At 70.3% G+C, this 24,853-nt stretch carries 21 protein-coding genes and 1 pseudogene; 18 read left to right on the top strand and 4 right to left on the bottom strand.

From position 1 onward, the window contains the following. Positions 1 to 210 precede the first annotated feature (210 nt). The 3 genes from VQ03_RS30920 to VQ03_RS08220 all read left to right on the top strand — a co-directional run bounded on the left by VQ03_RS30920 (position 211) and on the right by VQ03_RS08220 (position 2,204). Positions 211 to 1,005, top strand: a complete 795-nt coding sequence (locus VQ03_RS30920; RefSeq protein ID WP_053078452.1) for a Crp/Fnr family transcriptional regulator — start codon at positions 211 to 213, stop codon at positions 1,003 to 1,005. Beyond that, positions 992 to 1,270: a hypothetical protein gene (locus tag VQ03_RS08225; protein ID WP_048450397.1), complete on the top strand. Its 279-nt coding sequence runs from the start codon at positions 992 to 994 to the stop codon at positions 1,268 to 1,270. The genes VQ03_RS30920 and VQ03_RS08225 overlap by 14 nt, the downstream gene beginning before the upstream one ends. Before the next feature lie 79 nt (positions 1,271 to 1,349). After that, complete coding sequence (locus tag VQ03_RS08220) at positions 1,350 to 2,204, top strand: ABC transporter substrate-binding protein (protein ID WP_083467848.1); 855 nt, start codon at positions 1,350 to 1,352, stop codon at positions 2,202 to 2,204. Between the two features lie 36 nt (positions 2,205 to 2,240). Here VQ03_RS08220 and VQ03_RS08215 read toward each other — a convergent pair. Continuing rightward, positions 2,241 to 2,909, bottom strand: a pseudogene (locus VQ03_RS08215) (ABC transporter permease); the annotation flags it as partial. 139 nt (positions 2,910 to 3,048) lie between these two features. Here VQ03_RS08215 and VQ03_RS08210 point away from each other — a divergent pair. From VQ03_RS08210 to serA, 3 genes are all read left to right on the top strand, one after another. Then, positions 3,049 to 3,285: a hypothetical protein gene (locus VQ03_RS08210; RefSeq protein ID WP_048450395.1), complete on the top strand. Its 237-nt coding sequence runs from the start codon at positions 3,049 to 3,051 to the stop codon at positions 3,283 to 3,285. Positions 3,286 to 3,368: 83 nt separating this feature from the next. Continuing rightward, positions 3,369 to 4,538, top strand: coding sequence for a phosphoserine transaminase (locus tag VQ03_RS08205; protein WP_048450399.1), 1,170 nt, complete (start codon positions 3,369 to 3,371; stop codon positions 4,536 to 4,538). A 452-nt stretch (positions 4,539 to 4,990) separates the two neighbouring features. Continuing rightward, positions 4,991 to 6,592 (top strand): phosphoglycerate dehydrogenase, encoded by a 1,602-nt coding sequence (serA, locus tag VQ03_RS08200; protein ID WP_048450394.1) that lies wholly within the window; start codon positions 4,991 to 4,993, stop codon positions 6,590 to 6,592. Between the two features lie 72 nt (positions 6,593 to 6,664). Here serA and VQ03_RS08195 read toward each other — a convergent pair whose 3' ends face one another. After that, positions 6,665 to 7,573 carry a LysR family transcriptional regulator gene (locus VQ03_RS08195; protein WP_048450393.1) on the bottom strand — a complete coding sequence of 303 codons (909 nt, stop codon included), beginning with the start codon at positions 7,571 to 7,573 and terminating at the stop codon, positions 6,665 to 6,667. A gap of 116 nt (positions 7,574 to 7,689) precedes the next feature. On the opposite strand from VQ03_RS08195, the gene VQ03_RS08190 reads away from it, so the two are divergent. The 8 genes from VQ03_RS08190 to VQ03_RS08155 all read left to right on the top strand — a co-directional run bounded on the left by VQ03_RS08190 (position 7,690) and on the right by VQ03_RS08155 (position 17,707). Further along, positions 7,690 to 9,000, top strand: a complete 1,311-nt coding sequence (locus VQ03_RS08190) for a CitMHS family transporter (protein ID WP_048450392.1) — start codon at positions 7,690 to 7,692, stop codon at positions 8,998 to 9,000. A 108-nt stretch (positions 9,001 to 9,108) separates the two neighbouring features. Continuing rightward, positions 9,109 to 10,446: an acyclic terpene utilization AtuA family protein gene (locus tag VQ03_RS08185; protein WP_048450391.1), complete on the top strand. Its 1,338-nt coding sequence runs from the start codon at positions 9,109 to 9,111 to the stop codon at positions 10,444 to 10,446. 11 nt (positions 10,447 to 10,457) lie between these two features. Continuing rightward, on the top strand, positions 10,458 to 10,775 hold the full coding sequence (locus VQ03_RS08180; protein WP_048450390.1) for an AtuA-related protein: 318 nt from the start codon (positions 10,458 to 10,460) through the stop codon (positions 10,773 to 10,775). A 234-nt stretch (positions 10,776 to 11,009) separates the two neighbouring features. Further along, entirely contained in the window at positions 11,010 to 11,837 is an 828-nt protein-coding gene (locus VQ03_RS08175) for an SGNH/GDSL hydrolase family protein (protein ID WP_053078451.1), read from the top strand. Between the two features lie 200 nt (positions 11,838 to 12,037). After that, on the top strand, positions 12,038 to 12,700 hold the full coding sequence (gene aat, locus VQ03_RS08170) for a leucyl/phenylalanyl-tRNA--protein transferase (RefSeq protein ID WP_048450389.1): 663 nt from the start codon (positions 12,038 to 12,040) through the stop codon (positions 12,698 to 12,700). A 274-nt stretch (positions 12,701 to 12,974) separates the two neighbouring features. Next, positions 12,975 to 15,437 (top strand): TonB-dependent receptor, encoded by a 2,463-nt coding sequence (locus VQ03_RS08165; RefSeq protein ID WP_048450388.1) that lies wholly within the window; start codon positions 12,975 to 12,977, stop codon positions 15,435 to 15,437. Between the two features lie 222 nt (positions 15,438 to 15,659). Continuing rightward, a complete protein-coding gene (locus VQ03_RS08160; protein ID WP_048450387.1) occupies positions 15,660 to 17,078 on the top strand; it encodes an ATP-binding protein in 1,419 nt (472 codons plus the stop codon). Further along, complete coding sequence (locus VQ03_RS08155; RefSeq protein ID WP_048450386.1) at positions 17,075 to 17,707, top strand: response regulator; 633 nt, start codon at positions 17,075 to 17,077, stop codon at positions 17,705 to 17,707. The genes VQ03_RS08160 and VQ03_RS08155 overlap by 4 nt, the downstream gene beginning before the upstream one ends. Before the next feature lie 59 nt (positions 17,708 to 17,766). Here VQ03_RS08155 and VQ03_RS08150 read toward each other — a convergent pair whose 3' ends face one another. Beyond that, positions 17,767 to 19,035: an FAD-dependent monooxygenase gene (locus VQ03_RS08150; RefSeq protein WP_048450385.1), complete on the bottom strand. Its 1,269-nt coding sequence runs from the start codon at positions 19,033 to 19,035 to the stop codon at positions 17,767 to 17,769. Between the two features lie 127 nt (positions 19,036 to 19,162). On the opposite strand from VQ03_RS08150, the gene tesB reads away from it, so the two are divergent. The 3 genes from tesB to VQ03_RS08135 all read left to right on the top strand — a co-directional run bounded on the left by tesB (position 19,163) and on the right by VQ03_RS08135 (position 22,226). Next, positions 19,163 to 20,053 carry an acyl-CoA thioesterase II gene (tesB, locus tag VQ03_RS08145; protein ID WP_048450384.1) on the top strand — a complete coding sequence of 297 codons (891 nt, stop codon included), beginning with the start codon at positions 19,163 to 19,165 and terminating at the stop codon, positions 20,051 to 20,053. A gap of 249 nt (positions 20,054 to 20,302) precedes the next feature. After that, positions 20,303 to 20,641 carry a P-II family nitrogen regulator gene (locus tag VQ03_RS08140; RefSeq protein ID WP_048450383.1) on the top strand — a complete coding sequence of 113 codons (339 nt, stop codon included), beginning with the start codon at positions 20,303 to 20,305 and terminating at the stop codon, positions 20,639 to 20,641. An 82-nt stretch (positions 20,642 to 20,723) separates the two neighbouring features. Then, positions 20,724 to 22,226: an ammonium transporter gene (locus tag VQ03_RS08135; RefSeq protein WP_048450382.1), complete on the top strand. Its 1,503-nt coding sequence runs from the start codon at positions 20,724 to 20,726 to the stop codon at positions 22,224 to 22,226. Between the two features lie 447 nt (positions 22,227 to 22,673). On the opposite strand, the gene VQ03_RS32855 is transcribed toward VQ03_RS08135, so the two are convergent. Continuing rightward, the gene (locus tag VQ03_RS32855; RefSeq protein WP_157064016.1) at positions 22,674 to 23,501 is read right to left on the bottom strand and encodes a hypothetical protein; all 828 of its coding nucleotides are present in this window, start codon (positions 23,499 to 23,501) and stop codon (positions 22,674 to 22,676) included. Positions 23,502 to 23,965: 464 nt separating this feature from the next. On the opposite strand from VQ03_RS32855, the gene VQ03_RS08130 reads away from it, so the two are divergent. Next, positions 23,966 to 24,853, top strand: an 888-nt coding sequence (locus tag VQ03_RS08130; protein ID WP_048450381.1) for a DNA translocase FtsK 4TM domain-containing protein, incomplete at its 3' end; no start/stop codon positions are given.

The raw sequence follows: 24,853 nt of genomic DNA, 5'->3' as shown, positions 1-24,853 counted from the left end.
CGATCGCCCGCTGGCGGGCGGCGGAATCGGCCCGCATCACCCGCGAGCGGCGCCCGGACCTCGCCGGCCCCGGCCGGGTTGCGTAACCGGCGATAAACTCCGCCGCAGTATGCATCAGGATCATCGCAGGTGAATGCCGCGGGGCTCGGCCACGCCTAAGCCCCCCGTGCCGTCCCTGCGACGCCTCTCCCGGACCGATCCTGCGCCGTCATGCCCGACTCCGCCCGCTACCTGATGCACCGGCCCGAGATCCTGGAATCCTTGCGCCGGGGCGAGGCGGCCCTCGACCGGACGATGAGCGGCTCGGGCCGCCTCTATCCGTCCGGCCGCTTCCTGGTGGAGGCGGACAGCCCGAACGATACGATCTTCCGGCTGCGCAAGGGCTGGGTCGGCCGCCTGCGCACCCTGGAGGACGGCCGCAGCCAGTTCATCCTGATCTTCCTCCCCGGCGACCTGTTCGCGGTGAAGAGCCTGTTCGTCACCCACAGCCCGGACGCGGTCCAGGCCCTGTCCGAGGTGCTGGTCGAGCAGGTCGACCACCGCACCCTGCGCGAGGCCTACGAGCGAGACCCGGACCTCGCCATCCGCTGCATGTGGCAGGTGATCGAGGAGGAGCGGCGGCTGCACAACTGGATCGTCGGGCTCGGGCGCGGCAGCGCCGACGAGCGCCTGGCGATGCTGCTGGTCGACTTCCGCGGCCGCCTGATCCGCTCGGGCACGCTGCCGCCCGACGCCCTGGCCTACGACCTGCCGATGACCCAGGAGCAGATCGGCGACCATCTCGGCATCTCGAACGTGCACGTCAACCGGGTGCTGCGGGCCTTCCGGGAGGACGGCATCGTCACCATGCGGGGGCGCCGGGTGACGATCGGCGACCTCGACGCCCTGGTGCGGATCGCCGGACCGCTCCTCGACATGGCCGAGCGCGACCGCCCGGACTTCGTCGGAGCGCGGGAAGCCGGGACCGGCGGCGATGGGAAAGGCGGCGACGATGCCGGCCACTGAGAGCGAGGATCCGGACGGGATGGAGCGGCACCACGCCGCCGCCGGCCAGGCGGCCCTGATGCTGGTCGAGAGCCTGATGCTCGCGCTCGTCGAGCGCGATCTCGTCCCGGCGGGCGCGCTGGTCGAGGCGGTCGAGACCGTGATCGAGACCAAGCGGCGGCTGGCCGCGGACGGGCACGAACCGGCGACCGCCGCCCGGGCCGCCGCGATGCTCACCACCATCGCCAACAGCCTCGCGGCGGCAGGGCCGGCGACGAAGGGTTGACGGCGTCGGAGCCGATACGCCCTGGCGTCGCCGATCCGCCGCGGGGTATCGCTGGCGTCGATCCCACCGGAGCCCGCCCGTGAGCCGCCCGATCCCACGCCGCCTCGCCCTCCTCGCCCTCCTGGCCCTCGCGCCCGCCCTCGGCCGGCCCGCCGCGGCCCAGGAGCGGGCGATCACGCTCGCCTCGACCACCTCCACCGAGCAATCGGGCCTGTTCGGCCACTTGCTGCCGATCTTCCAGCGCGAGACCGGCATCGCCGTTCGGGTGGTGGCGGTCGGCACCGGGCAGGCGCTGGCCATCGGCGCCAAGGGCGATGCCGACGCGCTCCTCGTCCACGACCGGGGCGGCGAGGACAAGTTCGTGGCCGAGGGCCACGGCCTCGACCGGCGCGACGTGATGGCGAACGACTTCGTGATCGTCGGGCCCGGCGCCGACCCGGCCGGCATCAAGGGCGGGCGCGACGCCACGGAGGCGCTCGCCCGCATCGCCCGCGCCACGGCGCCCTTCGCCAGCCGGGGCGACGACAGCGGCACCCACCGCACCGAGCTGCGGCTCTGGAGGAAGGCCGGGTTCGAGGCCCGCGGCCTCGGCGCGAGCTACCGCGAGCTCGGCCAGGGCATGGGCCCGACGCTGAACGCGGCGGCCGCCATGGACGCCTACACCCTGACCGACCGGGCGACCTGGGCGAACTTCAAGAACCGCCAGAACCTCGTGATCCTGGTCCAGGGCGACCCCGCCCTGTTCAACCCCTACGGCTCGATCCTGGTGAACCCGGCCAAGTTCCCACAATCGACCCGCCCGCAGATCCACGCGGCGGATGCCAGAATCTGGCACGAATGGCTCACCTCCGAGCGCGGCCGGGCGGCGATCGCGTCGTTCAAGGTCGGGGGCGAGCAGCTGTTCTTCCCCGCCGGCACGATGCCGAGCCAATGATCACCCGCGCGGCGAAGCCGCCACGCGGTTGATCCCGAAGGCGGCGGCGCTCACCGCGAGCGTCAGGCTGAGGAGGACCAGCCCGAGGCCGAGCGCCAGCGCCAGGTCGCCGCGGCTGGTCTCCAGGGCGATGCTGGTCGTCATGGTGCGGGTGTAGCCGCGGATGTTGCCCCCCACCATCAGGATGGCGCCGACCTCGGCGATCGCCCGCCCGAACGCCGCCAGGAAGGCGGTGACGAGGGGCGCCGGCGCCATCGCGAGCAGGATCAGGGCCGCGTGTCCCGTCCCGACCCCGTCGACCCGCAAGGAATCGCCGTACTCCGCCCACAGGGCCTCGCAGGTGCGGTGCGAGAGCGCCGCCACGATCGGCAGGGCGAGGGCCCCTTGCGCGATCACCATGGCGCCGGGGGTGAACAGCAGGCCGAGGCTGCCGAGGGGCCCTGAGCGCGAGACGAGCAGGTAGAGCACCAGCCCCACCACCACCGGCGGCAGGCCGAGCAGCGCGTTGACGAGGACGAGGAGTGCGCCGCGGCCGGGAAACCGGGTCGCGGCGAGCAGAGCGCCGAGCGGCGCCCCGAGGACGAAGCCGAGGCCCGCCGCCGTGAGGCTGACGCGCAGGGACAGGCCGACGATGGCGACGAGATCGGGATCCGCCCGCAGGATCATCGCGACCGCCAGCCCGAAGGCGCGCCCGAACTCGTCCATGTCACCCCCATCTCACGCTGCCGCGCGTCGTCCTATCCGGGCGGGCCCGCCCGTGCCATAGTGCGGGCGGTTCCGTCGCGGCCGGCCGCCCATCGATCCCGCCCGCCGGCAGGCGGGTCCGAGGCTGGAGGGTCCCGCCATGCAAGCGGCTCACCCGCTCCACGAAACGGATTTCGAGATGGCCTTGCGCCACGTCATCGAGGCCGAGCACCGGGTCGCGCGCCAGCGCGTCCTCGTAGAGCGCCTCGCCCCGGGGGACGGGCCGACCGCCGCGCTCGCCGAGGCTCTGCTCGCCGACTTCCAGGTCACGCTCGCGGCCCACCGCGCCCACCTGGCGCGCCTGATGCCGCCGGGATCGGGTCGGCCGCAGGGTTGACGCCGGGTCCGGCCTGGCGCATGCGGGTCGGCGGGACACCTCTCCCCACCGAGAGGCGCCCATCTGGAAGGATGGACACCAGCATGACGACCCGCCCCGCGGCGCGCCCGCGCGCGCCCTTCTTCTCGTCCGGACCCTGCGCCAAGCGCCCCGGCTGGACACCCGAGGCCCTTTCCGACGCGGCGCTCGGCCGCTCGCACCGGGCGAAGCTCGGCAAGGCCAAACTCAAGGAAGCCATCGACCTCACCCGCAGCGTGCTGCAGGTGCCGGCCGAGTACCGCATCGGCATCGTGCCGGCCTCCGATACCGGCGCCGTCGAGATGGCGATGTGGTCGCTGCTCGGTGCCCGCCCCGTCGACATGCTGGCCTGGGAATCCTTCGGCGAGACCTGGGTCACCGACGCGATCAAGCAGCTCAAGCTCGACGCCCGCGTCATCAAGGCGCCCTATGGCCGCCTGCCCGACCTCTCCACGGTCGATACCCGCACCCGCGACGTGGTCTTTACCTGGAACGGCACCACCTCGGGCGTGCGCGTGCCGGACGCCGACTGGATCGCCGCCGACCGCGAGGGGCTGACGATCTGCGACGCCACCTCGGCGGCCTTCGCGCAGGATCTCGACTGGGCCAAGCTCGATGTCGTCACCTTCTCCTGGCAGAAGGTGCTCGGCGGCGAGGCCGCCCACGGCATGCTGATCCTCTCGCCCCGCGCCGTCGCGCGGCTGGAGAGCCACGTCCCGGCCTGGCCGATGCCGAAGATCTTCCGCATGACCAAGGGCGGGACGCTGATCGAGGGCATCTTCCAGGGCGAGACCATCAACACGCCCTCGATGCTGGCCGTCGAGGACTACATCGACGCGCTGCGCTGGGCCGAACAGCTCGGCGGCTTGCCCGCCCTGCGGGCGCGCGCCGACCGCAATGCCGGCGTGATCGCCGACTGGGTCGCCCGCACGCCCTGGATCGCGAACCTCGCCGAGGATCCGGCGACCGCCTCCAACACGAGCGTCTGCCTGGTGGTGAGCGATCCCGACGTGGTCGGGCGCGGCCCCGAGGCCGTGGCCTCCGTGGCCAAGGGCATCACGACGGCCCTGGAGCGCGAGGGCGTCGCCCTCGATATCGGCTCCTACCGCGACGCCCCTCCGGGCCTGCGGATCTGGTGCGGCGCCACCGTCGAGGCCTCGGACCTGGAGGCCCTGACGCCATGGCTCGACTGGGCCTTCGCCCAGGAGAAGGCCCGCCTGACCCAGGCGGCCTGACAAGCCCACCATCGCCGTACATTGGCGCCGGAGCCCCGCGCAACTGGGAGCCGGCTTCGGCAGAGGCTTGGTTCGTCGGCATACCGCGTCGATCGACATCTCCTACCGCGCGCCCGCTCACGAGACCGGCGCGGGATCCCCTCTCCCACACGGGAGAGGGGAAGTGCGCGTTCCTCGAAAGGCGGCGCGAACGGAGACGTGCGATACCAAAGGTCGATGAAAACGACCTTTGGTTCCGTTCTCGAATTTTCGTCAAGCCCAAGGTCCCGGACTTCTGGGCTTGGCGTCGAAAATTCGAGATGGATCATCGGCCCCGTCGATCTCGGCCTTGCCCGAGATCGAGTCGATGCGTCAGCATCCTGGGCCGATGGTATGACGCGGTGTTCCGCGCGAGAGCCCCCGACCGACCCGCTCCCCCGCGGGGCGATGGCGCACACCCGTTCGAGGCCGCCATGCCCACCACCCCCATCAAAAAAGTCCTGATCTCCGACACCCTCTCCCCCGCCGCCGTCGCGATCTTCCGCGAGCGCGGGATCCAGGCCGATCTCCGCCCGGAACTCGGCAGGGACAAGGAGGCGCTCGCTGCCGCCATCGGCGAGTATGACGGCCTTGCCGTCCGCTCGACCACCCGGGTCACCGCCGCGCTGCTCGGCAAGGCCGGCCGGCTCTCGGTGATCGGCCGGGCCGGCATCGGCGTCGACACGATCGACGTGCCGGCCGCGACCTCCCGCGGCGTGATCGTGATGAACACGCCGCACGGCAACGCCGTGACGACCGCCGAGCACGCCATCGCGCTGATGCTGTCGCTCGCCCGCCAGATCCCGCAGGCCGACGCCTCGACGCAAGCCGGGCGCTGGGAGAAGAACCGCTTCCTCGGCATCGAGCTGACCGCCAAAACCCTCGGCGTCATCGGCTGCGGCAATATCGGCGCCATCGTGGCCGATCGCGGCATCGGGCTGCGGATGCGGGTCATCGCCTACGACCCGTTCCTGACCCCTGAGCGGGCGGTGGCGCTGGGCGTCGAGAAGGTCGAGCTCGACGAGCTGCTCCGGCGGGCCGACGTCATCACCCTGCACGTGCCGCTGACCGACAAGACCCGCAACATCCTCTCGGCCGAGGCGCTGGCGCGCACCAAGCGCGGCGTGCGGATCGTCAACTGCGCCCGCGGCGGCCTCGTGGACGAGGTGGCCCTGCGCGCGGCCCTCGAATCCGGCCACGTCGCGGGGGCGGCCTTCGACGTGTTCACCGAGGAGCCGGCCAAGACCAACGTGCTGTTCGGCCATGCCAACATGGTCTGCACGCCGCATCTCGGCGCCTCGACGACCGAGGCGCAGGAGAACGTCGCCCTCCAGGTCGCCGAGCAGATGAGCGATTACCTGCTGCACGGGGCGATCCGCAACGCGGTCAACTTCCCGTCGATCTCCGCCGAGGAGGCGCCGCGCCTGCGGCCCTACGTGACCTTGGCCGAGCAGCTGGGCTCGTTCCTCGGCCAGCTCACCGAGGCGCCGATCCACGGCATCCGCCTCGTCTACGAGGGCGAGGCGGCGGAGCTGAACACCCGGGCGCTCACCGCCGCCGCGGTGACCGGGGCGCTGCGGCCGTTCCTGGAGGGCGTCAACATGGTGTCGGCGATCGAGGTGGCGCGGGCCCGCGGCATCCAGGTCGAGACCGCGACGCGCACCACGGTCGAGGGGCCCTACGCCTCGCGCCTCCACGTCACGGTCGAGGCCGAGGACATGCCCCGCGACGCCGCCGGCACGGTGTTCCAGGACGGGCGCCCGCGCTTCGTCGAGATCCGCGGCATCGCCCTCGAAGCCGCGGTGGCGCCGCACATGCTCTACATCCGCAACGCCGACCAGCCCGGCTTCATCGGCCGCTTCGGCACGCTGATGGGCGAGGCCGGCGTCAACGTCGCCACCTTCCATCTCGGCCGCGACCGTCCGGGCGGCGACGCGATCTGCTTCGCCGCCATCGACGAGGGGGTCTCGCCCGACCTCCTGCGGGCGATCGAGGCGATCCCGCAGGTGAAGCGGGCGCGGGCAGTGCGGTTCTGACGCATCCCTGAGCGGACGACCCCCCGTCGTCCCGGGCCGCGCCGCGGAAGCCGGGACGACGCGCAATGCGGTTCACGCCACGGCCGACAGCTCCGCCGCCAGGGCCGGGACCAGCTCGCCCAGGAAGTCCTCGGCCGCATCCGGCAGGGTGCGGCCGGCCTTGGCGATCAGGCAGACCGGACGGGACAGGCTCGCCTCGGCGATCGGGCGGGAGCGAAGGTCGGGCTCGGCCCGGATCTCGCGGGCGGAGCCCGGCAGGATCGTGAGGCCGAGCCCGGCCCGCACCATGCCGACCGCCGTCATCATGTAGGTCGCCTCGCAGGCCGTCACCGGCAGCCGGCCGGCGGCCACGAAGGCGGCATCGACCACCGCGCGCACGCTGGTCTCGGCATCCATGAGCACCAGCGGGTGCTCGGCCAGGGCCTCCAGCGTCACCGTCCCGACATCCCCGATCGGATGGCCCTCGGGATAGACCACGTGCAGGGCATCCGCCGCGCGGGCCAGCACCGTGACGTCGGGATCGCGCACATCGCCGCCGGTGATCCCGAGATCGACCTCCTCGCGCCGCACCAGCGCCAGCACCCGCTCGGCGATCGCGTCCTTGACGACGAAGCTCATCCGCGGATGCGCCGCCCGGAAAGCCGCGATGGCGTCCGGCAGGAGGCCCGCCGCCACCGAGGGCAGGGCCGCGATCCGCACCGTGCCGTGGCGGCGCGCCGCGAGGTCGCGGGTATCGATCACCACGCTGTCGAGCTCGCGCAGCACGCGCTGGAACACTGGCAGCAATTCGCGTCCGACCCGGGTCGGCGCGACGCTGCGGCTGTTGCGGTCGAGGAGGCGCACCGCCAGCGCCTCCTCCAGGCGGCGGATCTGCACCGTCAGCGCCGGCTGCGACAGGTTCAGGAGGGCGGCGGCCCGGGTGAAGCTGCGCAGATGCGCGACCGACACGAAGGCCCGGACATGGCGCAGGTTGAGATCCATAACGAACGGTTATCGCGGCGATCCGATCTTTTCAATTGCCGGATCGCCGACCCTGGGTTGTGATCCCCCGGTCATCAACGGCGCCACATCCGAGCGCCGAACCCTGGGAGGAAGCGATGCTGGCCCTGCTCGGCCTGTGCACGATCGCGCTGCTGCTCGCCTGTATTCTGACCAAGCGCCTGTCGCCCCTCGTGGCGCTGATCGTGATCCCGGTCGCCGCCGCCCTCGTCGGCGGGTTCGGGCTCGGGACCGGCAAGTTCGTGCTCGCCGGCATCCAGAGCCTGGCGCCGGTCGTCGGCATGTTCGTGTTCGCGATCCTGTTCTTCGGGATCGTCAGCGATGCCGGCCTGCTCGATCCGATCATCGACAGGATCCTCGCCACCGTCGGCACGCGGCCGAGCCGGATCGTGCCCGGCACGACGCTGCTCGCGCTCCTGATCCATCTCGACGGCTCGGGCGCGGTGACCTTCCTGATCACGATCCCGGCGATGCTGCCGCTCTACGACCGGGTCGGGATCGACCGGCGCATCCTGGCCTGCGCGGCGTCGCTGGCGGCCGGCGTCAACTTCCTGCCCTGGACCGGGCCGATGATCCGGGCCTCCGCGGCCCTCAAGCTGCCGATCCCCGACATCTTCACGCCGCTCGTGCCGGTGCAGGCGGTCGGCCTCGCCTTCATCTTCGCCGTCTCGTACTGGCTGGGCCTGCGCGAGGAGCGCCGCCTGAAGCGGGCCGGGGCCGGCACCACGGAGGCGGTCGCCGCAGGCGGACGCGCCTTGAGCGAGGCGGAGCGCTCCTTGCGCCGGCCGGACCGGTTCTGGCCGAACCTCGTCCTCACCGTCGCGGTGCTCGGCACGATGGTGCTGATGGCCGAGAAGATCCCGCCGGCGCTGATGTTCATGCTCGGCACGGCGCTCGCGCTCATCATCAACTATCCGAGCGTCGACGCGCAGCGCCAGCGCATCGACGCCCATGCCAAGGCGGCGATCCTGATGGCGTCGATCCTGCTGGCGGCGGGCGTCTTCACCGGCATCATGCAGGGCACCGGCATGCTGAAGGCGATGGCGCAGGGAGCGGTGGCCTTCGTGCCGCCCGGCCTCGCCCCGCACATCCCCTTCACGCTCGGCCTCGTCTCGATGCCGCTCAGCATGCTGTTCGACCCGGACTCGTTCTATTTCGGCGTGCTGCCGGTGGTGGCCGAGGTCGGCCACCAGCTCGGCGTGCCGCCGCTGCAGGTGGCGCAGGGCGCGCTGCTCGGCCAGATGACCACCGGCTTCCCCGTCAGCCCGCTGACCCCGGCGACCTTCCTGGTCTGCGGCCTGTGCGGCATCGACCTCGCCGACCACCAGAAATTCACCTTCCCGTTCCTGCTCGCAGCCTCCGTGGTGATGACCTTCGCGGCCGTCGCCTTCGGGGTCTTCCCGCTCTGACCCCCGCAGCACCCGCGGGGCGCCGGCCGAGCCCGGACGGGCGCCGGCGCCCCTGCGCCGGAGGCGAACGCAGCCCCAGGAGGACACCGCATGAGAGGAGGAAACCGTATGAGGAGCATCCGCCTGGGCGCCGGGGCCGGCTATGCCGGCGACCGCATCGAGCCCGCGATCGAGCTCGCCGAGCACGGCGCCCTCGACTACCTCGTCTTCGAATGCCTGGCCGAGCGGACCATCGCGCTTGCCCAGCAGGCCCGCCTGCGCGATCCCGCCGCCGGCTACGACCCCCTGCTGGAGGCGCGGATGCGGGCCGTGCTGGAGCCCTGCCGGCGCAACGGCACCCGCATCGTCACCAATATGGGGGCGGCCAACCCCCTCGCCGCGGCGGAGAAGACCCGGGCGATCGCCCGCGACCTCGGGCTTTCCGGCCTCAAGGTGGCGGCGGTGATCGGCGACGACGTGCTGGAGGCGGTCGGTGCCGGCGACTACGAGATCCTTGAGACCGGCGGCCGGGTGCGCGACCTCGGCAACCGGGCGATCTCGGCCAACGCCTATCTCGGCGCAGGACCGATCGCCGAGGCCCTGGCCCACGGCGCCGACGTGGTCATCACCGGCCGGGTCGGCGATCCGGCGCTCTTCCTCGCGCCGCTCGTCCACGCCTTCGGCTGGCCGATGGATGATTGGGACCGCCTCGGCCGCGGGACGCTCGCCGGCCATCTCCTCGAATGCGCCGGCCAGGTCACCGGCGGATACTTCGCCGATCCGGGGGTGAAGGACGTCGCCGGCCTCGCCCGGCTCGGCTTCCCGATCGGGATCGTCGACGAGGACGGCCAGGTCGAGATCACCAAGGTTCCGGGATCGGGTGGCGCGGTGACCCTCGCCACCTGCAAGGAGCAGCTGCTCTACGAGGTGCACGACCCCGCCCGCTACCTGCAGCCCGACGTGGTGGCGGATTTCTCCGATGTCGCCATGGAGGCCCTCGGCCCCGACCGGGTGCGGGTGACCGGCGGGCGCGGCGCACCGGCGACCGGGCTCCTCAAGGTCTCGGTCGGGCTGATCGACTCCTATATCGGCGAGGGCCAGATCTCCTATGCGGGGCCGGGCGCCGCCGCGCGGGGCCGCCTCGCCCTCGACATCGTGCGCGAGCGCCTGCGCCTCACCGGGGTCGCGGCGAGCGAGCTGCGCTTCGACCTGATCGGCGTCGATTCCCTGCACGGCCCGCGACGCGCCGGGGAGGCCGAGCCGTACGAGGTGCGCATCCGCGTCGCCGGTCGCTGCGACAGCCTCGCCGAGGCGGCGCGGATCGGCAACGAGGTGGAGACGCTCTACACCAACGGCCCGGCCGGCGGCGGCGGGGCGTGGAAATCGGCCCGCGAGGTGGTCGGCGTGCTCTCGGTGCTGGTGCCGGCCGCGCTCGCCCGGCCGAGCGTGCGGATGATCGAGGCGTGAGGGAGACGACCATGAAGCTGCGCGCGCTCGCCCATTCCCGCACCGGCGACAAGGGCAACACCGCCAACATCTCGCTGATCGCCCACGACCCGGCCGATTACCCGCGCCTCGACCGATACGTGACGGCCGAGCGGGTGCGGGCCCATTTCGCCGGCATCGTCCATGGCGAGGTGACGCGCTACGCGCTGCCCCGCCTCGGCGCCCTCAACTTCGTGCTGACGGAGGCCCTGGGCGGCGGCGTCACCCGCTCGCTGGCGCTCGACGCCCACGGCAAGGGCTTGAGCGCCGCGCTGCTGGACATGGAGATTCCGGAGGAGGCGCAGGGATGACGGCCGACGCCACCCGCGACAAGGCTCCCCGGCAACCAACGCTCAAGCTTAAGCCCGGGTGAGTCGAACCCGCGCAGTTCTCGCCGATCGTCACCGGTTTCGCTGACCAGCCGAGCAGAGCAGCGGAGCTGATCTTGGCTCAGCTTCATTTTCGGCTAGATCGGCGGTAACGCGCATGTTACCCGACCAATGCGGAACCGAATCGGTTCATCTCCCTCCTTGTCCGGAACTGCCATGCTTCTCCGGTTTCACCTGGGCCGGATGGCCTGCCTGTCGGCGGCCATCATTGCCGGTCATCTCGTCGCGGCGCGTCCCGCGGCGGCCTGCCCGGCGCAGCTGCCGCCGGCGGCGGAGCGGATGAGCCTCAGCGTGACCGAGGCCCACGTGGCGCGGCGCGAATCGGTGCAGGTGCTGGCCATCGGCTCGTCCTCGACCGAGGGCGTCGGCGCCTCCGCGCCGGACCGGACCTATCCGCGCCTCCTGGAGCAGTCCCTGCGCGCCGCCTGGCGCGGCACCCCGGTCGGCGTGACCAATGCGGGCATCGGCGGCGAGACCGCGGACCAGACGCTGGCGCGCCTCGCCGAGGCCCTGGCGCAGCCGGCCAAGCCCGATCTGGTGATCTGGCAGGTCGGCACCAACGACGCGATCACCGGCGGCAGCGAGGCGGCGTTCCGGGCCCGGCTCGAGCAGGGCATCGCCCTGGTCCGCGCCGCCGGCAGCGACCTGATCATCCTCGACCAGCAATATTATCCCGCGATCCCCGACCATGCCCGCTACGAGCGCTTCGTCGGCCTGGTCGCGGCGGTGGCGAACGGTGCCGAGGTGCCGGTCTTCTCGCGCTACGCCCTGATGAAGGACTGGAACCGGCAGGATCCGGGCCTCCTCGCCGGCATGCTGTCCTCCGACAGCTTCCACATGGGCGACCAGGGCTATGCCTGCCTCGCCCAGGCGCTCGGCCGCGACATCCTCGACGCCGTCACCCCGCGGCCCGACCCGCTCCAGGCGGTCGCCCGCGCCAAGCGCCAGCCGCAGCCCGACGCGGCGGCCCTTCGGCGGGGCTGATCGGGCGGGGCTGATCGGGCGGGGCTGATTTCCGGCTCACGCCGCCGTCTCCAGCGCGGGCGGCCCGCGGCCCAGAGCCGCGGGCCGTGTCTCGTTGCGGCAGGCTCCGCGCCCTATCTTTGCGAGGCCCTCGCCTTGCCAAGGCCCGGGCCGGGTGGACACTCGTTTCCGCCCGCGCGATGCGCCCGGAACCCCCGTCGATGCACGGCAGCCTGAACGTCGAGATCACCGCCGAGATCCTGCTCAAGGCCTATGCGGCCGGCATCTTCCCGATGGCCGAGGATGCCGACGACCCGACCCTGTACTGGGTCGAGCCGAAGGAGCGGGGCATCCTGCCCCTCGACCGCTTCCATCTCGGCCAGCGCCTCGCCCGCACGGTGCGCAACGGCGGCTTCGAGGTGGTGACCGACCACGATTTCGATGCGGTGATCGAGGGCTGCGCCGCGCCGCGGCGCGACAGCGACCGCACCTGGATCAATGCTCGCATCCGGGCGCTCTACGGCGAGCTGTTCGATCTCGGCCATTGCCACACCGTCGAGGTCTATGCCGGCGAGCCGCGCCTCCTGGTCGGCGGCCTCTACGGTGTCTCCCTCGGCTCGGCGTTCTTCGGCGAGAGCATGTTCCACGTCGCCCGGGACGCCTCGAAGGTGGCGCTGGTCCACCTCGCCGCCCGGCTGAAGCGCGGCGGCTACAGGCTGCTCGACGCCCAGTTCCTGACCAGCCACCTCGCGCAGTTCGGGGCCGAGGAGGTGCCGCGCCACGTCTACAAGGCGATGCTGCGCGACGCGATCGACCGGCCGGCACAGTGGGACAGCGCGCCGCTGACCGGGCCGGAGGCGGTCGCCGCCCTCGCCCGCTCCTGAACGGAGACCGCCCCTCGGGAAAGTCGATCGGCCAGGAGCATTAAGCAAATCAGATTGCCAAATCTTCCCGTCGCAAGTCACTCCCGGCTTCGAAGCTGTTGCCGCCAGGTCACTATGGGCGCCGTTCAAGCGCTAACTCTGCCCTAGAACTACCCAGCCGTGCAATGCCCCCTGCGGCGGGATTGCGGCAGAACGGCGAAGCTCGCTATCTCGTCTCATCGGCGACGCGCAGTGCTCCGCCGCACAAGAGATTCGGCTGGGGAGTGTGTCGGACATGGTGGCGTCGCGCTGGGGACTTCTGGTCACGACCGCGCTGGTCTCGGCCGCGCTCGCCGCGCCGGCGGCGGCGCAGGGCACCATCGCCCTCGACACGATCGACGTCGTGCCGGTGACGCCGGTGGCCGGCGCGGGCGGCACGCGCGGCGTCGGGACCGGCGCGAGGATCGACGGCGGCGCCCTGCCGCTCGCCAAGGTCCCCTTCACCGTCGAGACCGTGACGGCGAGGCAGTTCGAGCAGGACCGCGCCACCCTCGACCCGACCTTCACGCTGGCCCGCACCACGCCGGGGGTGAGCCTCTCCGACGGCCAGGGCAACAGCTTCCGCCAGACCCTGACCTATCGCGGCTTCGACGCCTCGCCGCTGCTCGGCGCGCCGCAGGGGCTCGCCGTCTACCAGAACGGCACCCGCATCAACGAGGCCTTCGGCGACGTGGTGAACTGGGACCTGATCCCCCAGGTCGCGATCAACCGCATCGACATCGTCACCGGCAACCCGATCTTCGGCCTCAACGCGCTCGGCGGCGCGGTCAACATCGAGATGAAGAACGGCTTCACCTGGCAGGGCAAAGAAGTCTCGGTGATGGGCGGCTCGGACGGCCGCATCCTCGGCACCCTGCAATACGGCGAGGTGATCGGCCCCTGGAGCTTCTACTTCGCCGGCGAGGGCCTGCGCGATGCCGGCTGGCGCTACCAGTCGCCCTCGGAGATCGGCCGGGTCTATGCCGATATCGGCCACCGCACCCTCGATTCCGAGTTCCACGTCATCGCCTCGGGCGCCAAGACCTTTTTCGGCGCCGCCGCCGCCTCGCCGGTCGACTTCACCCGCACCGACCAGCGGGCGATCTTCACCTACCCGCAATCGATCGACACCGCGGTCGGCCAGATCCAGGTCACCGGTAAGGTCAACGTCTCGCCGACCTGGGACCTGTCGGGCAACGCCTATTTCCGCCGCTTCAGCCAGTTCGTGGTCGACGGCAACGACGGCAACTTCGAGAATTGCAGCTCGCGCTCGAACTTCCGCGGCAACCTGTGCTTCGAGGATGACGGCTTCTCGGCTGCCCCGGGCCAGACCCAGGCGCAGTTCCGCAACCAGTTCCTGATCCTCGGGCCCCAGAACCAGCGGATCCCGTTCCGGGCCGGCGTGCCCTACGGCACCTACGACACCGTGCGGACCGAGGCGACCGGCTATGGCGGCACGCTCCAGGCCACCAACCGCGACCGCCTCTTCGACCGTCCCAACACCTTCATCGTCGGCGGCAGCATCGACGTCGCGAATTACAGCTTCAAGTCGGGCAGCACGCTGGGCGTCATCAACCCCGACCTGAGCGTCACGACGGACCCGCTCAACCCCACCTACGGCACCATCCCGGGCCTCGGGGTCGGCCCGATCCGCACGGCGGCGGCCCTCGGCATCGCCCCGAGCGGGGTCACCGGCTCGAACCTCTATATGGGCCTCTACGCCCTCGACACCGTCGACCTCACCGACCGGCTCTCGCTCACCGCCGGCGCGCGGCTGAACTTCGCCCGCATCTCGACCCAGGACCAGACCGGGTTCTCGCCCGACGTCACCGGCACCCATTACTTCAGCCGCGTCAACCCGGTCGCCGGCCTGACCTACCGGTTCTACGACTGGCTGTCCCTCTACGGCGGCTATTCCGAGTCGAACCGGGCGCCGACGCCGCTCGAGCTCGCCTGCGCCAACCCGGACCGGCCCTGCCTCCTGCCGAACTCGCTGGTCGCCGACCCGCCGCTCCGCCAAGTCGAGGCCCGCACCTACGAGGTCGGCATCCGCGGCTCGGTCCCGAACTTCTACGAGGGCGGCCTTCTCAACTACAAGCTCGGCGCCTTCCGCACCGATCTCACCAACGACATCCTGCAGGTCGCGGTGCCGGGGAACGCGGCGCGCGGCTACTTCGTCAACGTGCCGGCGACGCAGCGCCAGGGCATCGAGGTCGCGGCCGAGTACGTCACCGGGCGCCTGAGCCTCTACGCCAACTACGCCCTGATCGACGCCACCTTCCAGTTCCGCGGCGACCTCTCCTCGCCCAACAACCCGCTCGCCGATGACGGGCTCATCAGCGTGCGCCCCGGCAACAAGGTGCCGCTGATCCCCGACCACCAGTTCAAGGCCGGCTTCGACTACGCGATCACGCCGTTCTGGCGCTTCGGCATGAACATGCAGGCCTTCTCGTCGTCCTACTTCCGCGGCGACGAGTCGAACCTCAACCGCAAGCTGCCGGCCTACTTCACCGCCAACCTCAATACCAGCTTCCAGGTGACGCAGAACATCCAGATCTTCGGCCTGGTGACCAACCTGTTCAACAACCGCTACGCCAATTTCGGCACCTTCCTGGAGCGCGACGACAACTTCGCCGGCCGCTACGTGCTGAACGACCCCCGCACCACCACCCTGGTGCAGCCGCTCTCGGTCTATGGCGGCGTGCGCATGACCTGGTAGGCGGGCACAGGACCGTCCGCCCGATTGACACGGGCCCCGCGGCGGGGCTCGTGTCGCGCAGGGCCGCCCGGGGATGCTTTCGGGACCGGAACGGCGCGGGATCCCCCTCTCCCCTGCGGAAGAGGGGGATCCCGCGCTTCTTCTTTTCTCCGTGCAGCCTGCCCATCGCGGGATCCCCCCGCTCCCCCCGAGAGCCCGTTGCGCCCGACCTCGCCGCCTCCCTTGACCGAGCCGCTGCCCGACGACACCGCCCCGCGACGGCTCGTGCCCGCCCTCTGGTCCGGCCGCCCGATGCGGGCGCGGCTGATGGTGGTCGTCGTCCTCATCAATCTGGTGGCGGCGGCGATCTCCGGCGCGGTCATCATCCACAAGGCGCGCACCGCCACCGAGGTCGAGACCGCGGCCTCGATGGCGGTGGTCGAGCCGCTGGTGGCCGAGACCCTGCAGGCCATGCAGGACGCGCCCCTCCCCGGCCTGTTCCGCACCCTCGCCTTGCGCTTCCGCGGCCTGCGCCACGTCCGGGTGGCGCTGCTCGACGCCGCGCACCAGCCGGTCGGGACCGGGACGCAGCGGGAGGGCGCGCGACGGGCGCCGGCCTGGTTCGCCCGCCTGATCGCGCCGCCGGCGCAGAGCCACGAGGTGCCGCTGATGCTGCGCGGGGCGCGCATCGGCACCGCGCTCGTCACCGCGGAGCCCTCGGACGAGATCGACGAGGTCTGGGGCTACGCCCTGGCGCTCGGCCTCACCGGCCTGTCCTTGAGCTTCGCCATGCTGGCGATCCTTTACGTCGCGTTCGGGCGGATCCTGAGCCCGCTCGCCCAGCTCGCCGCCGGCCTGACCCGGCTGGAGCAGCAGGATTACGGCGCCCGGGTCGGCCGGCCCGACACGCGGGAACTCGCGGTGATCGCGACCCGCTTCAACCGGCTCGCCGAGGCGCTCGGGGCGGCGCGGGCCGCCAACCTGCGGCTTCACCGCCGCGTCATGACCGCCGAGGAGGACGAGCGCCGGCGCACCGCCCTCGAGCTGCACGACGAGTTCGGCCCGTGCCTGTTCGCGCTCGAAGCCAATTCCTCCTCGATCGCCCGCATCGCCGCGACCCTCGACGAGCCGGCCCGAGCCCGCCTGATCCAGCGCACGGACGACATCGCGGCGATCGTCAAGCGGGTGCAGACCATCAACCGGGCCCTGCTCAACCGCCTGCGCCCGGCCGGCCTCGGCCAGGTCCCCTTGAGCCGCTGCCTCGAACTCCTGGTGCGGGAGGCCGCCCGCCACCACCCGGAGATGGCGGTCGAGGGCCGCTTCGCAGCCCTGAAGGCCGGCTACGGCGACCTCGTCGACCTCACGATCTATCGCTGCGTGCAGGAGGGGCTGACCAATGCGCTCCGCCATGCCGGGGCGTCGCGGGTGACGGTGGAGGTCGCCGAGGAGGAGGGCAGCCTGCGGCTCGCCGTCGACGACGACGGGAGCGGCCTGGCCGAGGATCGGGTACAGGATCTGGGCGAGGGACGGGGTCTCGCCGGCATGCGCGAGCGCGTCGAGGCCCTGGGGGGCCGGCTCGCCCTGGTGCCGCGCGAGCCCGGCACGTCCCTGAGGATCGTGCTCCCGGCCGGCCACGAAGCCCGCGAGGAGGAGGCCCCGTGACCCGCGTCGTCGTCGTCGACGATCACCCGATCGTGCTGCGCGGCGCCCGGCGCCTGCTGGAGGATGCCGGCGCCGAGGTGCGGGAGGCCGCCAGCCTCCCGGAGGGCTACCGCGCCATCCTGCGCCACCGCCCGGACGTGGCGGTGATCGACCTCGCCTTCCCGGGCCGCGACCTCGCCGGCCTCGCGCTGATCGGGCGGGTGCGCAAGCGGGCGCCGGCCACCCGCGTGATGGTGTTCAGCATGCACGCCGACCCGGCGATCGTGGCCCGCGCGCTCGCCGCGGGCGCCGTCGGCTACGTGCTCAAGGACGCGCCCGCCGGCGACCTGGTGCGGGCCTTCGAGCAGGTCCGGGCCGGTCGCCCGTACCTCGACGGGCCGCTCGCCACCGAGGTCGCCCTGCTCCAGGCCGATCCGCGCCGCTCCCTGCTCGAGGCGTTGAGCCCGCGCGAGCGCCGCATCCTGGCGTTGCTGGCGGAAGGGCGGGGCTACGCGGCGATCGCCGAGGATCTGTCGGTCAGCTACAAGACCGTGACCAATTCCTGCGCGGCCCTGCGCCAGCGCCTCGGGGTGGCGACGCTGACGGAGCTGACACATTTCGCCGTGCGGCACGTAGCCGATCTGCGCTGACTGACCGCGCCGGGATTTTGGACGAGGTCGACGCGGACGAGGGCAATGCCCTCGTTCGCCTACAGCGCCTCCCCCCGCATCAACCGCGGCTGCCGCCCCCGCAACCCCGCCGCCTCGCGGATGAACATCCGCTTCAGCCCCGGAAGCCGGTCGACGAGGCCGAGGCCGAAGTCGCGGGCGAGGCGGACCGGAAGGGCGTCGTTCGAGAACAGGCGGTTGAGGCCGTCGGTGGCGGCCCCCATCGCCAGGGTGTCGAAGCGCCGGCTGCGCTCGTAGGTCTCCAGGGCTTCGGGACCGCCCGGGTCGAGGCCGAGGCGCATCGTGTCGGCGAGGGCCTCCGCCAGGGCGGCGGCGCTGCGCAGGCCGAGATTCAGGCCCTGGCCGGCGATCGGGTGGATGACGTGGGCGGCGTCGCCCAAGAGCAGCAGGCGCTTCGCGCCGAAGCGCCGGGCGATGCCGAAGGAGAGCGGATAGGCCCGCAAGGGGGATTCGAGGGCGATGCGGCCGAGGCCCAGGCCGAAGCGCCGCTCGACCTCCATCAAGGCCTCCTCGGGCCCGCCGCCGAGGAGCGCCGGCACTTCGGCCTGGCGCTCGGTCCAGACGATCGAGGAGCGATGGCCCAGCGACCCGCCGGGGGGCAGCGGCAGCACCGCGAAGGGGCCGGAGGGCAAGAAGTGCTCGATCGCCCGCCCCTCGTGGTCGCGCTCATGCGCCACCGTGGCGACGATGCCCGACTGGGGATAGGACCAGCCGACCCAGCCGATGCCGGCAGCCTCGCGCAGGCGCGAACGCGCGCCGTCCGCCGCCACGACGAGGTCGGCCCGGATCTGCCGCCCATCCGGCAGACGCGCGACGATGCGGTCGGTCTCGGGCGTCGCGGCGAGGACCGGGCTGCCCTCCAGCACCACGCCCGCCGCGGCCGCGGCCTCCCGCAGGGCCGCGACCAGGCCACCACCCTCGATCATGTGGGCGAAGGGCTCGCCCTCCGCGACCTCGCCCTCGAAGGTCAGGAAGGTCGGCCGCACCGGATCGGCGAGGCGGCTGTCGGTGATCACCATCTCGCGGATCGGCTGGGCGCCCGCGGCGACCGCGTCCCAGATTCCGAGGCGCTCCAGCATCCGCCGCGCGGCCGCCGCGACCGCGTAGGCCCGCAGGTCCCGCAGGGGCTCCTTGCGGCCGAAGGCCGGGTCGCAGACCGTGACCCGCACGCCCTCCCCCAGCGCCTGCCGCAGCGCGAGGGCGAGGGCCAGCCCCGGCAGCCCGCCGCCCGCGACGACGATCTCCCGCGCCGCACCCCGCCGCCCGCTCACGCCATCACCCTGCGCCATATCGCGATCGCCCGCTGCTCGACTGGTCGGCAAGGCTCATAGCACAGACGGTGCGCCCCGCGTCGCTTGACGGCGCGCCTCGGCCTGCGTCAGCTACGCGCCCCTTCCACCAGCCCGGACCATCCCCTTGCGCGCGGTCGCCGAACTCCTCGACATCCTCGACCTGGAGCCGCTGGAGCAGAACCTCTTCCGGGGTCGCTCGCCGAAGGATCGCTGGCAGCGGGTCTTCGGCGGCCAGGTGATCGGCCAGGCCCTGGTCGCGGCGACCCGGACCGTGCCGCCCGAGCGCCGGCCGCACTCGCTGCACGCCTATTTCCTGCTCGGCGGCGACCCGAAGGTGCCGATCGTCTACGAGGTCGACCGCATCCGCGACGGCCGCAGCTTCACCACGCGCCGCGTGGTGGCGATCCAGCACGGGCGGCCGATCTTCTCGATGTCGGCCTCCTACCACGTGGAGGAGCCGGGCTTCGACCACCAGGCCCGGATGCCGGCGGTGCCGATGCCGGAGGATCTGCCGGGCGAAGGCCTGCTCAAGGCCTCGATGCTGCCCCGCATGCCCGAGCCGGTCCGGGCCTATTTCGAGCGCGAGCGACCGATCGAGCTGCGCCCGGTCGAGCTTGCCCGCTACGGCTCGCGCGAGCCGGGGCCGGCGCAGTTCCACGTCTGGATCCGCGCCACCTCGCCCCTGCCGGACGATCCGGCGATCCACCAGGCGGTGCTGGCCTACGCCTCCGACATGACGCTGCTCGACACCTCGCTGGCGCCCCACGGCCGCACGGTGTTCGAGAGCGAGATCCAGCCAGCGAGCCTCGACCACGCCCTGTGGTTCCACCGGCCGTTCCGGGCCGACGAGTGGCTGCTCTACGCCCAGGACAGCCCGAGCGCGTCGGGCGGCTGCGGCTTCTCCCGCGGGCTGATCTTCACCCGCGACGGCACCCTCGTCGCCTCGGTCGCGCAGGAGGGCATGATCCGCGAGAAGCGCCGTGCTCCCGATCCCGAGGCCGAGCCGGAGGCCTGATCCGCCCTGCACCCATATTAGGCAATTGGTGACTTTTTAATCTGCATTGCCGCCGGGAGCGGCTTCAATCTCCGCAATCGGCTCAGGAACCGGGCAGCTTGTCCGTAGGTCCGGTCGCGATCCGTGGCACGTTCCTTGATTTAATCCCCCCGACACCGGCGCCAGGGCCCCTAGGTTCGCCCAGGCGCCGGATCACGCCCCGGCCCGGCTCGCCCGGACGGGAGCGCCAATCGAAAGGGGGCTCGACCCATGAAGATCGTCATGGCCATCATCAAGCCGTTCAAGCTGGAGGAGGTCCGCGACGCCCTCACCAGCATCGGCGTGCACGGCCTGACCGTGACCGAAGTGAAGGGCTACGGCCGGCAGAAGGGGCATACCGAGATCTATCGCGGGGCCGAATACGCCGTCAGCTTCCTGCCCAAGCTCAAGATCGAGGTGGCGGTCGCCGTCGACCTCGTCTCGAACGTCGTCGACACCATCGCGGCCGCCGCCCGCACCGGCCAGATCGGCGACGGCAAGATCTTCGTGATGCCGCTCGAGAAGGCCGTGCGCATCCGCACCGGCGAGACCGACGTCGACGCCCTCTGAGGCGCCCGCGCGGGGCTGGCCGTCGCGCCGCGCGATCCTTTCCTTACGTCATTGCCTTGAATCCATCGGGAGTTCCTCTTCCATGAAGCTTCGCAACGTCCTGGCTCTGGGCCTGGGAGGCGCCGCACTGGCGCTCGTCCTGGTGGAGCCGTCCCTGGCGCAGACGCCGACCGTCGAGGCGGCGCCTGCCGCCGCGGCGGCGCCGGTGCCCAACAAGGGCGACACCGCCTGGATGCTGATCGCGTCCGCGCTGGTGCTGATGATGTCGGTGCCGGGCCTCGCCCTGTTCTACGGCGGCCTCGTCCGCACCAAGAACATGCTGTCGCTGCTGACCCAGGTCTTCGCCATCGTCAGCCTCGCCTGCATCCTCTGGGTCTTCTTCGGCTACAGCCTCGCCTTCACGAATGGCGGCGGACTCAACGACTTCGTCGGCGGCTTCTCGAAGGCGTTCCTGCGCGGCGTCGACGCCAACTCGGTCGCGGCGACCTTCTCGAACGGCGTCGTCATCCCCGAATACGTCTATATCTGCTTCCAGATGACGTTCGCGATGATCACCCCGGCGCTGATCGTCGGCGCCTTCGCGGAACGCATGAAGTTCTCGGCCCTGATGCTGTTCTGCACGCTGTGGCTGATCTTCATCTACTTCCCGATGGCGCACATGGTCTGGTACTGGGGCGGCCCCGACGCGGTCGGCAACGCCGCCAAGGCGCTCGCCGCGGCCACCGACGAGGCCTCCAAGAAGGCGGCCCAGGACGCGCTCGACGCCGTCAACGCCGATGCCGGCCTGCTGTTCAAGTGGGGCGCCCTCGACTTCGCGGGCGGCACCGTGGTGCACATCAACGCGGGCATCGCCGGCATCGTCGGCTGCCTGATGATCGGCAAGCGCATCGGCTACGGCCGCGACCTGCTCGCCCCGCACTCGCTCACCATGACGATGATCGGCGCCTCGCTGCTCTGGGTCGGCTGGTTCGGCTTCAACGCCGGCTCCAACCTGGAGGCCAACGGCTCGGCGGCGCTCGCCATGATCAACACCTTCGTGGCCACCGCGGCGGCCGGCCTGTCCTGGCTCCTCGTCGAGTGGGCCGCCAAGGGCAAGCCCTCGCTGCTGGGCATGCTGTCGGGCGCGGTCGCCGGCCTCGTCGCCGTCACCCCGGCCTGCGGCTTCGCCGGCCCGATGGGCTCGATCGTGCTCGGCCTCGTCGCCGGCGCCGTCTGCTTCGTGATGTGCTCGACCGTCAAGAACGCCCTCGGCTACGACGACTCCCTCGACGTGTTCGGCGTGCACTGCGTCGGCGGCATCCTGGGCGCGCTCGCCACCGGCATCCTGGTCAACCCGGCGCTCGGCGGCGTCGGTGCCCCCGACTACGCGACGAAGCCCGGCGAGCTGGTGGCCGCTGCCTACGAGTTCGGCCCGGCCTTCCTGTCCCAGGCCAAGGCAGTCGGCTTCACCATCATCTGGTCGGGCGTCGGCTCGGCGATCCTCTACAAGATCGTCGACGTGGTGGTCGGCCTGCGTGTGACCCAGGACGAGGAGCGCGAGGGCCTCGACCTCGCCGATCACGGCGAGCGGGCTTACAACTACTGAGATCGGAGAACCGGGGCGGACTGCCCCGGCTCATCGGAGACTCAAACGGGACCCCGGTGCGCCATGCACCGGGGTTCTTTGTTAAGCGGGGGCGCTGCTCTGTCCTTCTTTTTCCGTACCGGTCTGCTCCGACAAAGCACGCCTTGCACGAAATGAAACCGGCCCCTGGAAGGCCACATCGCCCGGCGGCACGCATCCAGACCCGGACCGACGACCGACCCGACGCGCTGTGACGCCTCGGTTCACGATCGCGGACAGGTCCGCGATCGTGAGGGGCGTCGATCCATCCCGACACCAAGATACGAATTCAGAGACTCAGTCAGAATACCGAACCCGCCTGCGCCCGCAGCGTCGAAGGCCATGCAGACGGGATCTCCTGTTTTCGCTCAGCGACACGGCTCCAGAAGGCACGACCTGCTTCGGTCGAAACCATGAAGCGATACTCGATTATTTGTCGCCGCATTTTTGTCCGCTTTTATTATAATATGGCGTATTCCACTCGGGATTGGATTTCATAGTGATGGCTGAAATGTCTTTTATGGGAAATTCCTGAATATTTTCAGCACAATTCCAGAAGAAAATATAATCATTTGAGCGCATCAAGATATAACCGGCAACTGGACTCGTCGAATAACCATCGGGCTTCTTGAACTCAAGAGTTGCCTGCAACCCGCCCCCGAAGCGTAGAGATCTCAATAAGTAGCCATAATTATCACCAGCAAAAAACATGAACGTCATGACGATGACGAGCGGAACGGTAGCATATATCTGCCACTTCCAAGCCGGCTGGTCTGAGAACAAGCACCAAGACACGAGCGAAACTAGCGCCATCAGCGACGCATATATAATTGAATAATAAAATGAAACGGGTATGGTGTTACTTTTGCTGTCATATTGATATTCAACCCACAAATACCATGCTAAAAATATTGCAAATACTGTTAGTGCTATCCGTCCAAAACTATGCGCAATAAATTGGCGCAAAGTCTCGCTGATACGCTGAAGCGATTCATTTTCGATACGCGCACCAATACGGTTCTTTAAGTATCGAAAAGCTATAAATATTAAAAAAAGCACAATTGCGGATAGGATATATATTGCCCACGAACTTACCCCGATCACAATGCTGATATATGCAACTCCCTCAGCTGGAACTCTGATTCCGCTCTTCATCGCATATGCATAGGTCGCCAGAACTGAAAGGAATCCCATCAGCCAGGAGACGAAAAACGATTTTGCTAAAACTATTAAAGCCAGTTTCACATTATCTGACATTTTGTTTATCTTACGATATATACACAATTTGACAGAATTTATAATATTTGAGACATTATTTATGAAATTGTCGCTATCACCAGTGCTGTTATCGCAAATTAGCGGATTTTCGGCGTTCTCGCAGGATTCGCTTGCCACAACATTCCCCATTATTACTGCAGTTACCTTGTGTAATTTAACAGTAAAAACTTCATGAACATCGGCATACCCGCGAACGCCAAACGATGCCGAGTCGCCGCCGATAACCTGAAATCAAAAATACACTTTTCCATTTTTTCACGCGGGAAGGGGCGTCGGCTGCGAGCGACCACGTTGGCGCGGGCTGCACGAGTGGAATCCACGACACAAACACGGTCGGCGCCGTGCTGCAGCCGGCCGTCACAACGGGCGGTTAGCCTTAAACCACCATTAACCGCACCGCCCCATCCTCATCCTCCAGTTCCGCGTACCCGGTCCAGTCCCGCATGCGTTCGCTTCGTCGCTCGGCATCGCCCTACGATGGCCTCATCGACACGCTCCGCGCGTTCCTGACGCGGCGCGCGACGGAGGTTACCGGCCTCGCGCTGCTCGTCGGGGCAGCCTGTTTCACGGTGGCCCTGGCGACCTGGTCGATCGACGATCCCAGCCTCAACCATGCCACCTCGCGCTCGGCCCGCAACCTCCTCGGCTTCGGCGGCGCGGTGGTGTCGGATCTCGGCATGCAGCTCCTCGGCCTCGGTGCGCTCGCCTTCGCGCTGCCGCCGGCGGTGTGGGGCATGCGGCTCCTGCGCACCCACCGGCTGGCGCGGCTGCAATTGCGGCTGGTTCTCTGGATCATCGGCTTCGGTGCGGCGAGCGGCATGGCGAGCGCCCTGCCGCCCACCGCGCGCTGGCCGCTGCCGACCGGCCTCGGCGGCGTCGCGGGCGATGCCCTGCTCGCCGCCGCCAAGGCGATCGCCGGTCCGGCCGGGGCCTTCGCGGGCTTCCTCTACGCGGCCGTGGCGGTGGTCAGCCTGACCGGGGCCTGCGGCTTCGGTCTGATCGAGGACGAGGACGGGGAGGACGAAGCGGAATCCTACGCGCCCGTGGTGAGCCGCTACGACGAGCGGCAGAGCCGCCGCGGCACGGCGCCGGCCCATGACGACGACTCGCCGGGTCTCGGCCTGGCCTCCCTCGGGACGCTCGCCCACTTGGCGATCAGCGCCCGGAGCGCCGTGGCGCAGAAGATCGAGTCCCTCCGCGACGGCTCCTGGCGCCAGGGCGCCGCCGATCCCTATGCCGGCAACTCGCCGGCGCTGGCGGCCCGCCGCGCCTTCGCGGAGCCCGGCGAGGGCGAGACCTGGGACGAGCCCGAGCCGCCGGCCGAGCGGCCG

Source organism: Methylobacterium tarhaniae (assembly GCF_001043955.1).
In the GTDB taxonomy this organism is placed as follows: domain Bacteria; phylum Pseudomonadota; class Alphaproteobacteria; order Rhizobiales; family Beijerinckiaceae; genus Methylobacterium; species Methylobacterium tarhaniae.
Note: the sequence above shows the minus strand (reverse complement) of the source record. Positions and strands in the feature narration are given on the sequence as shown.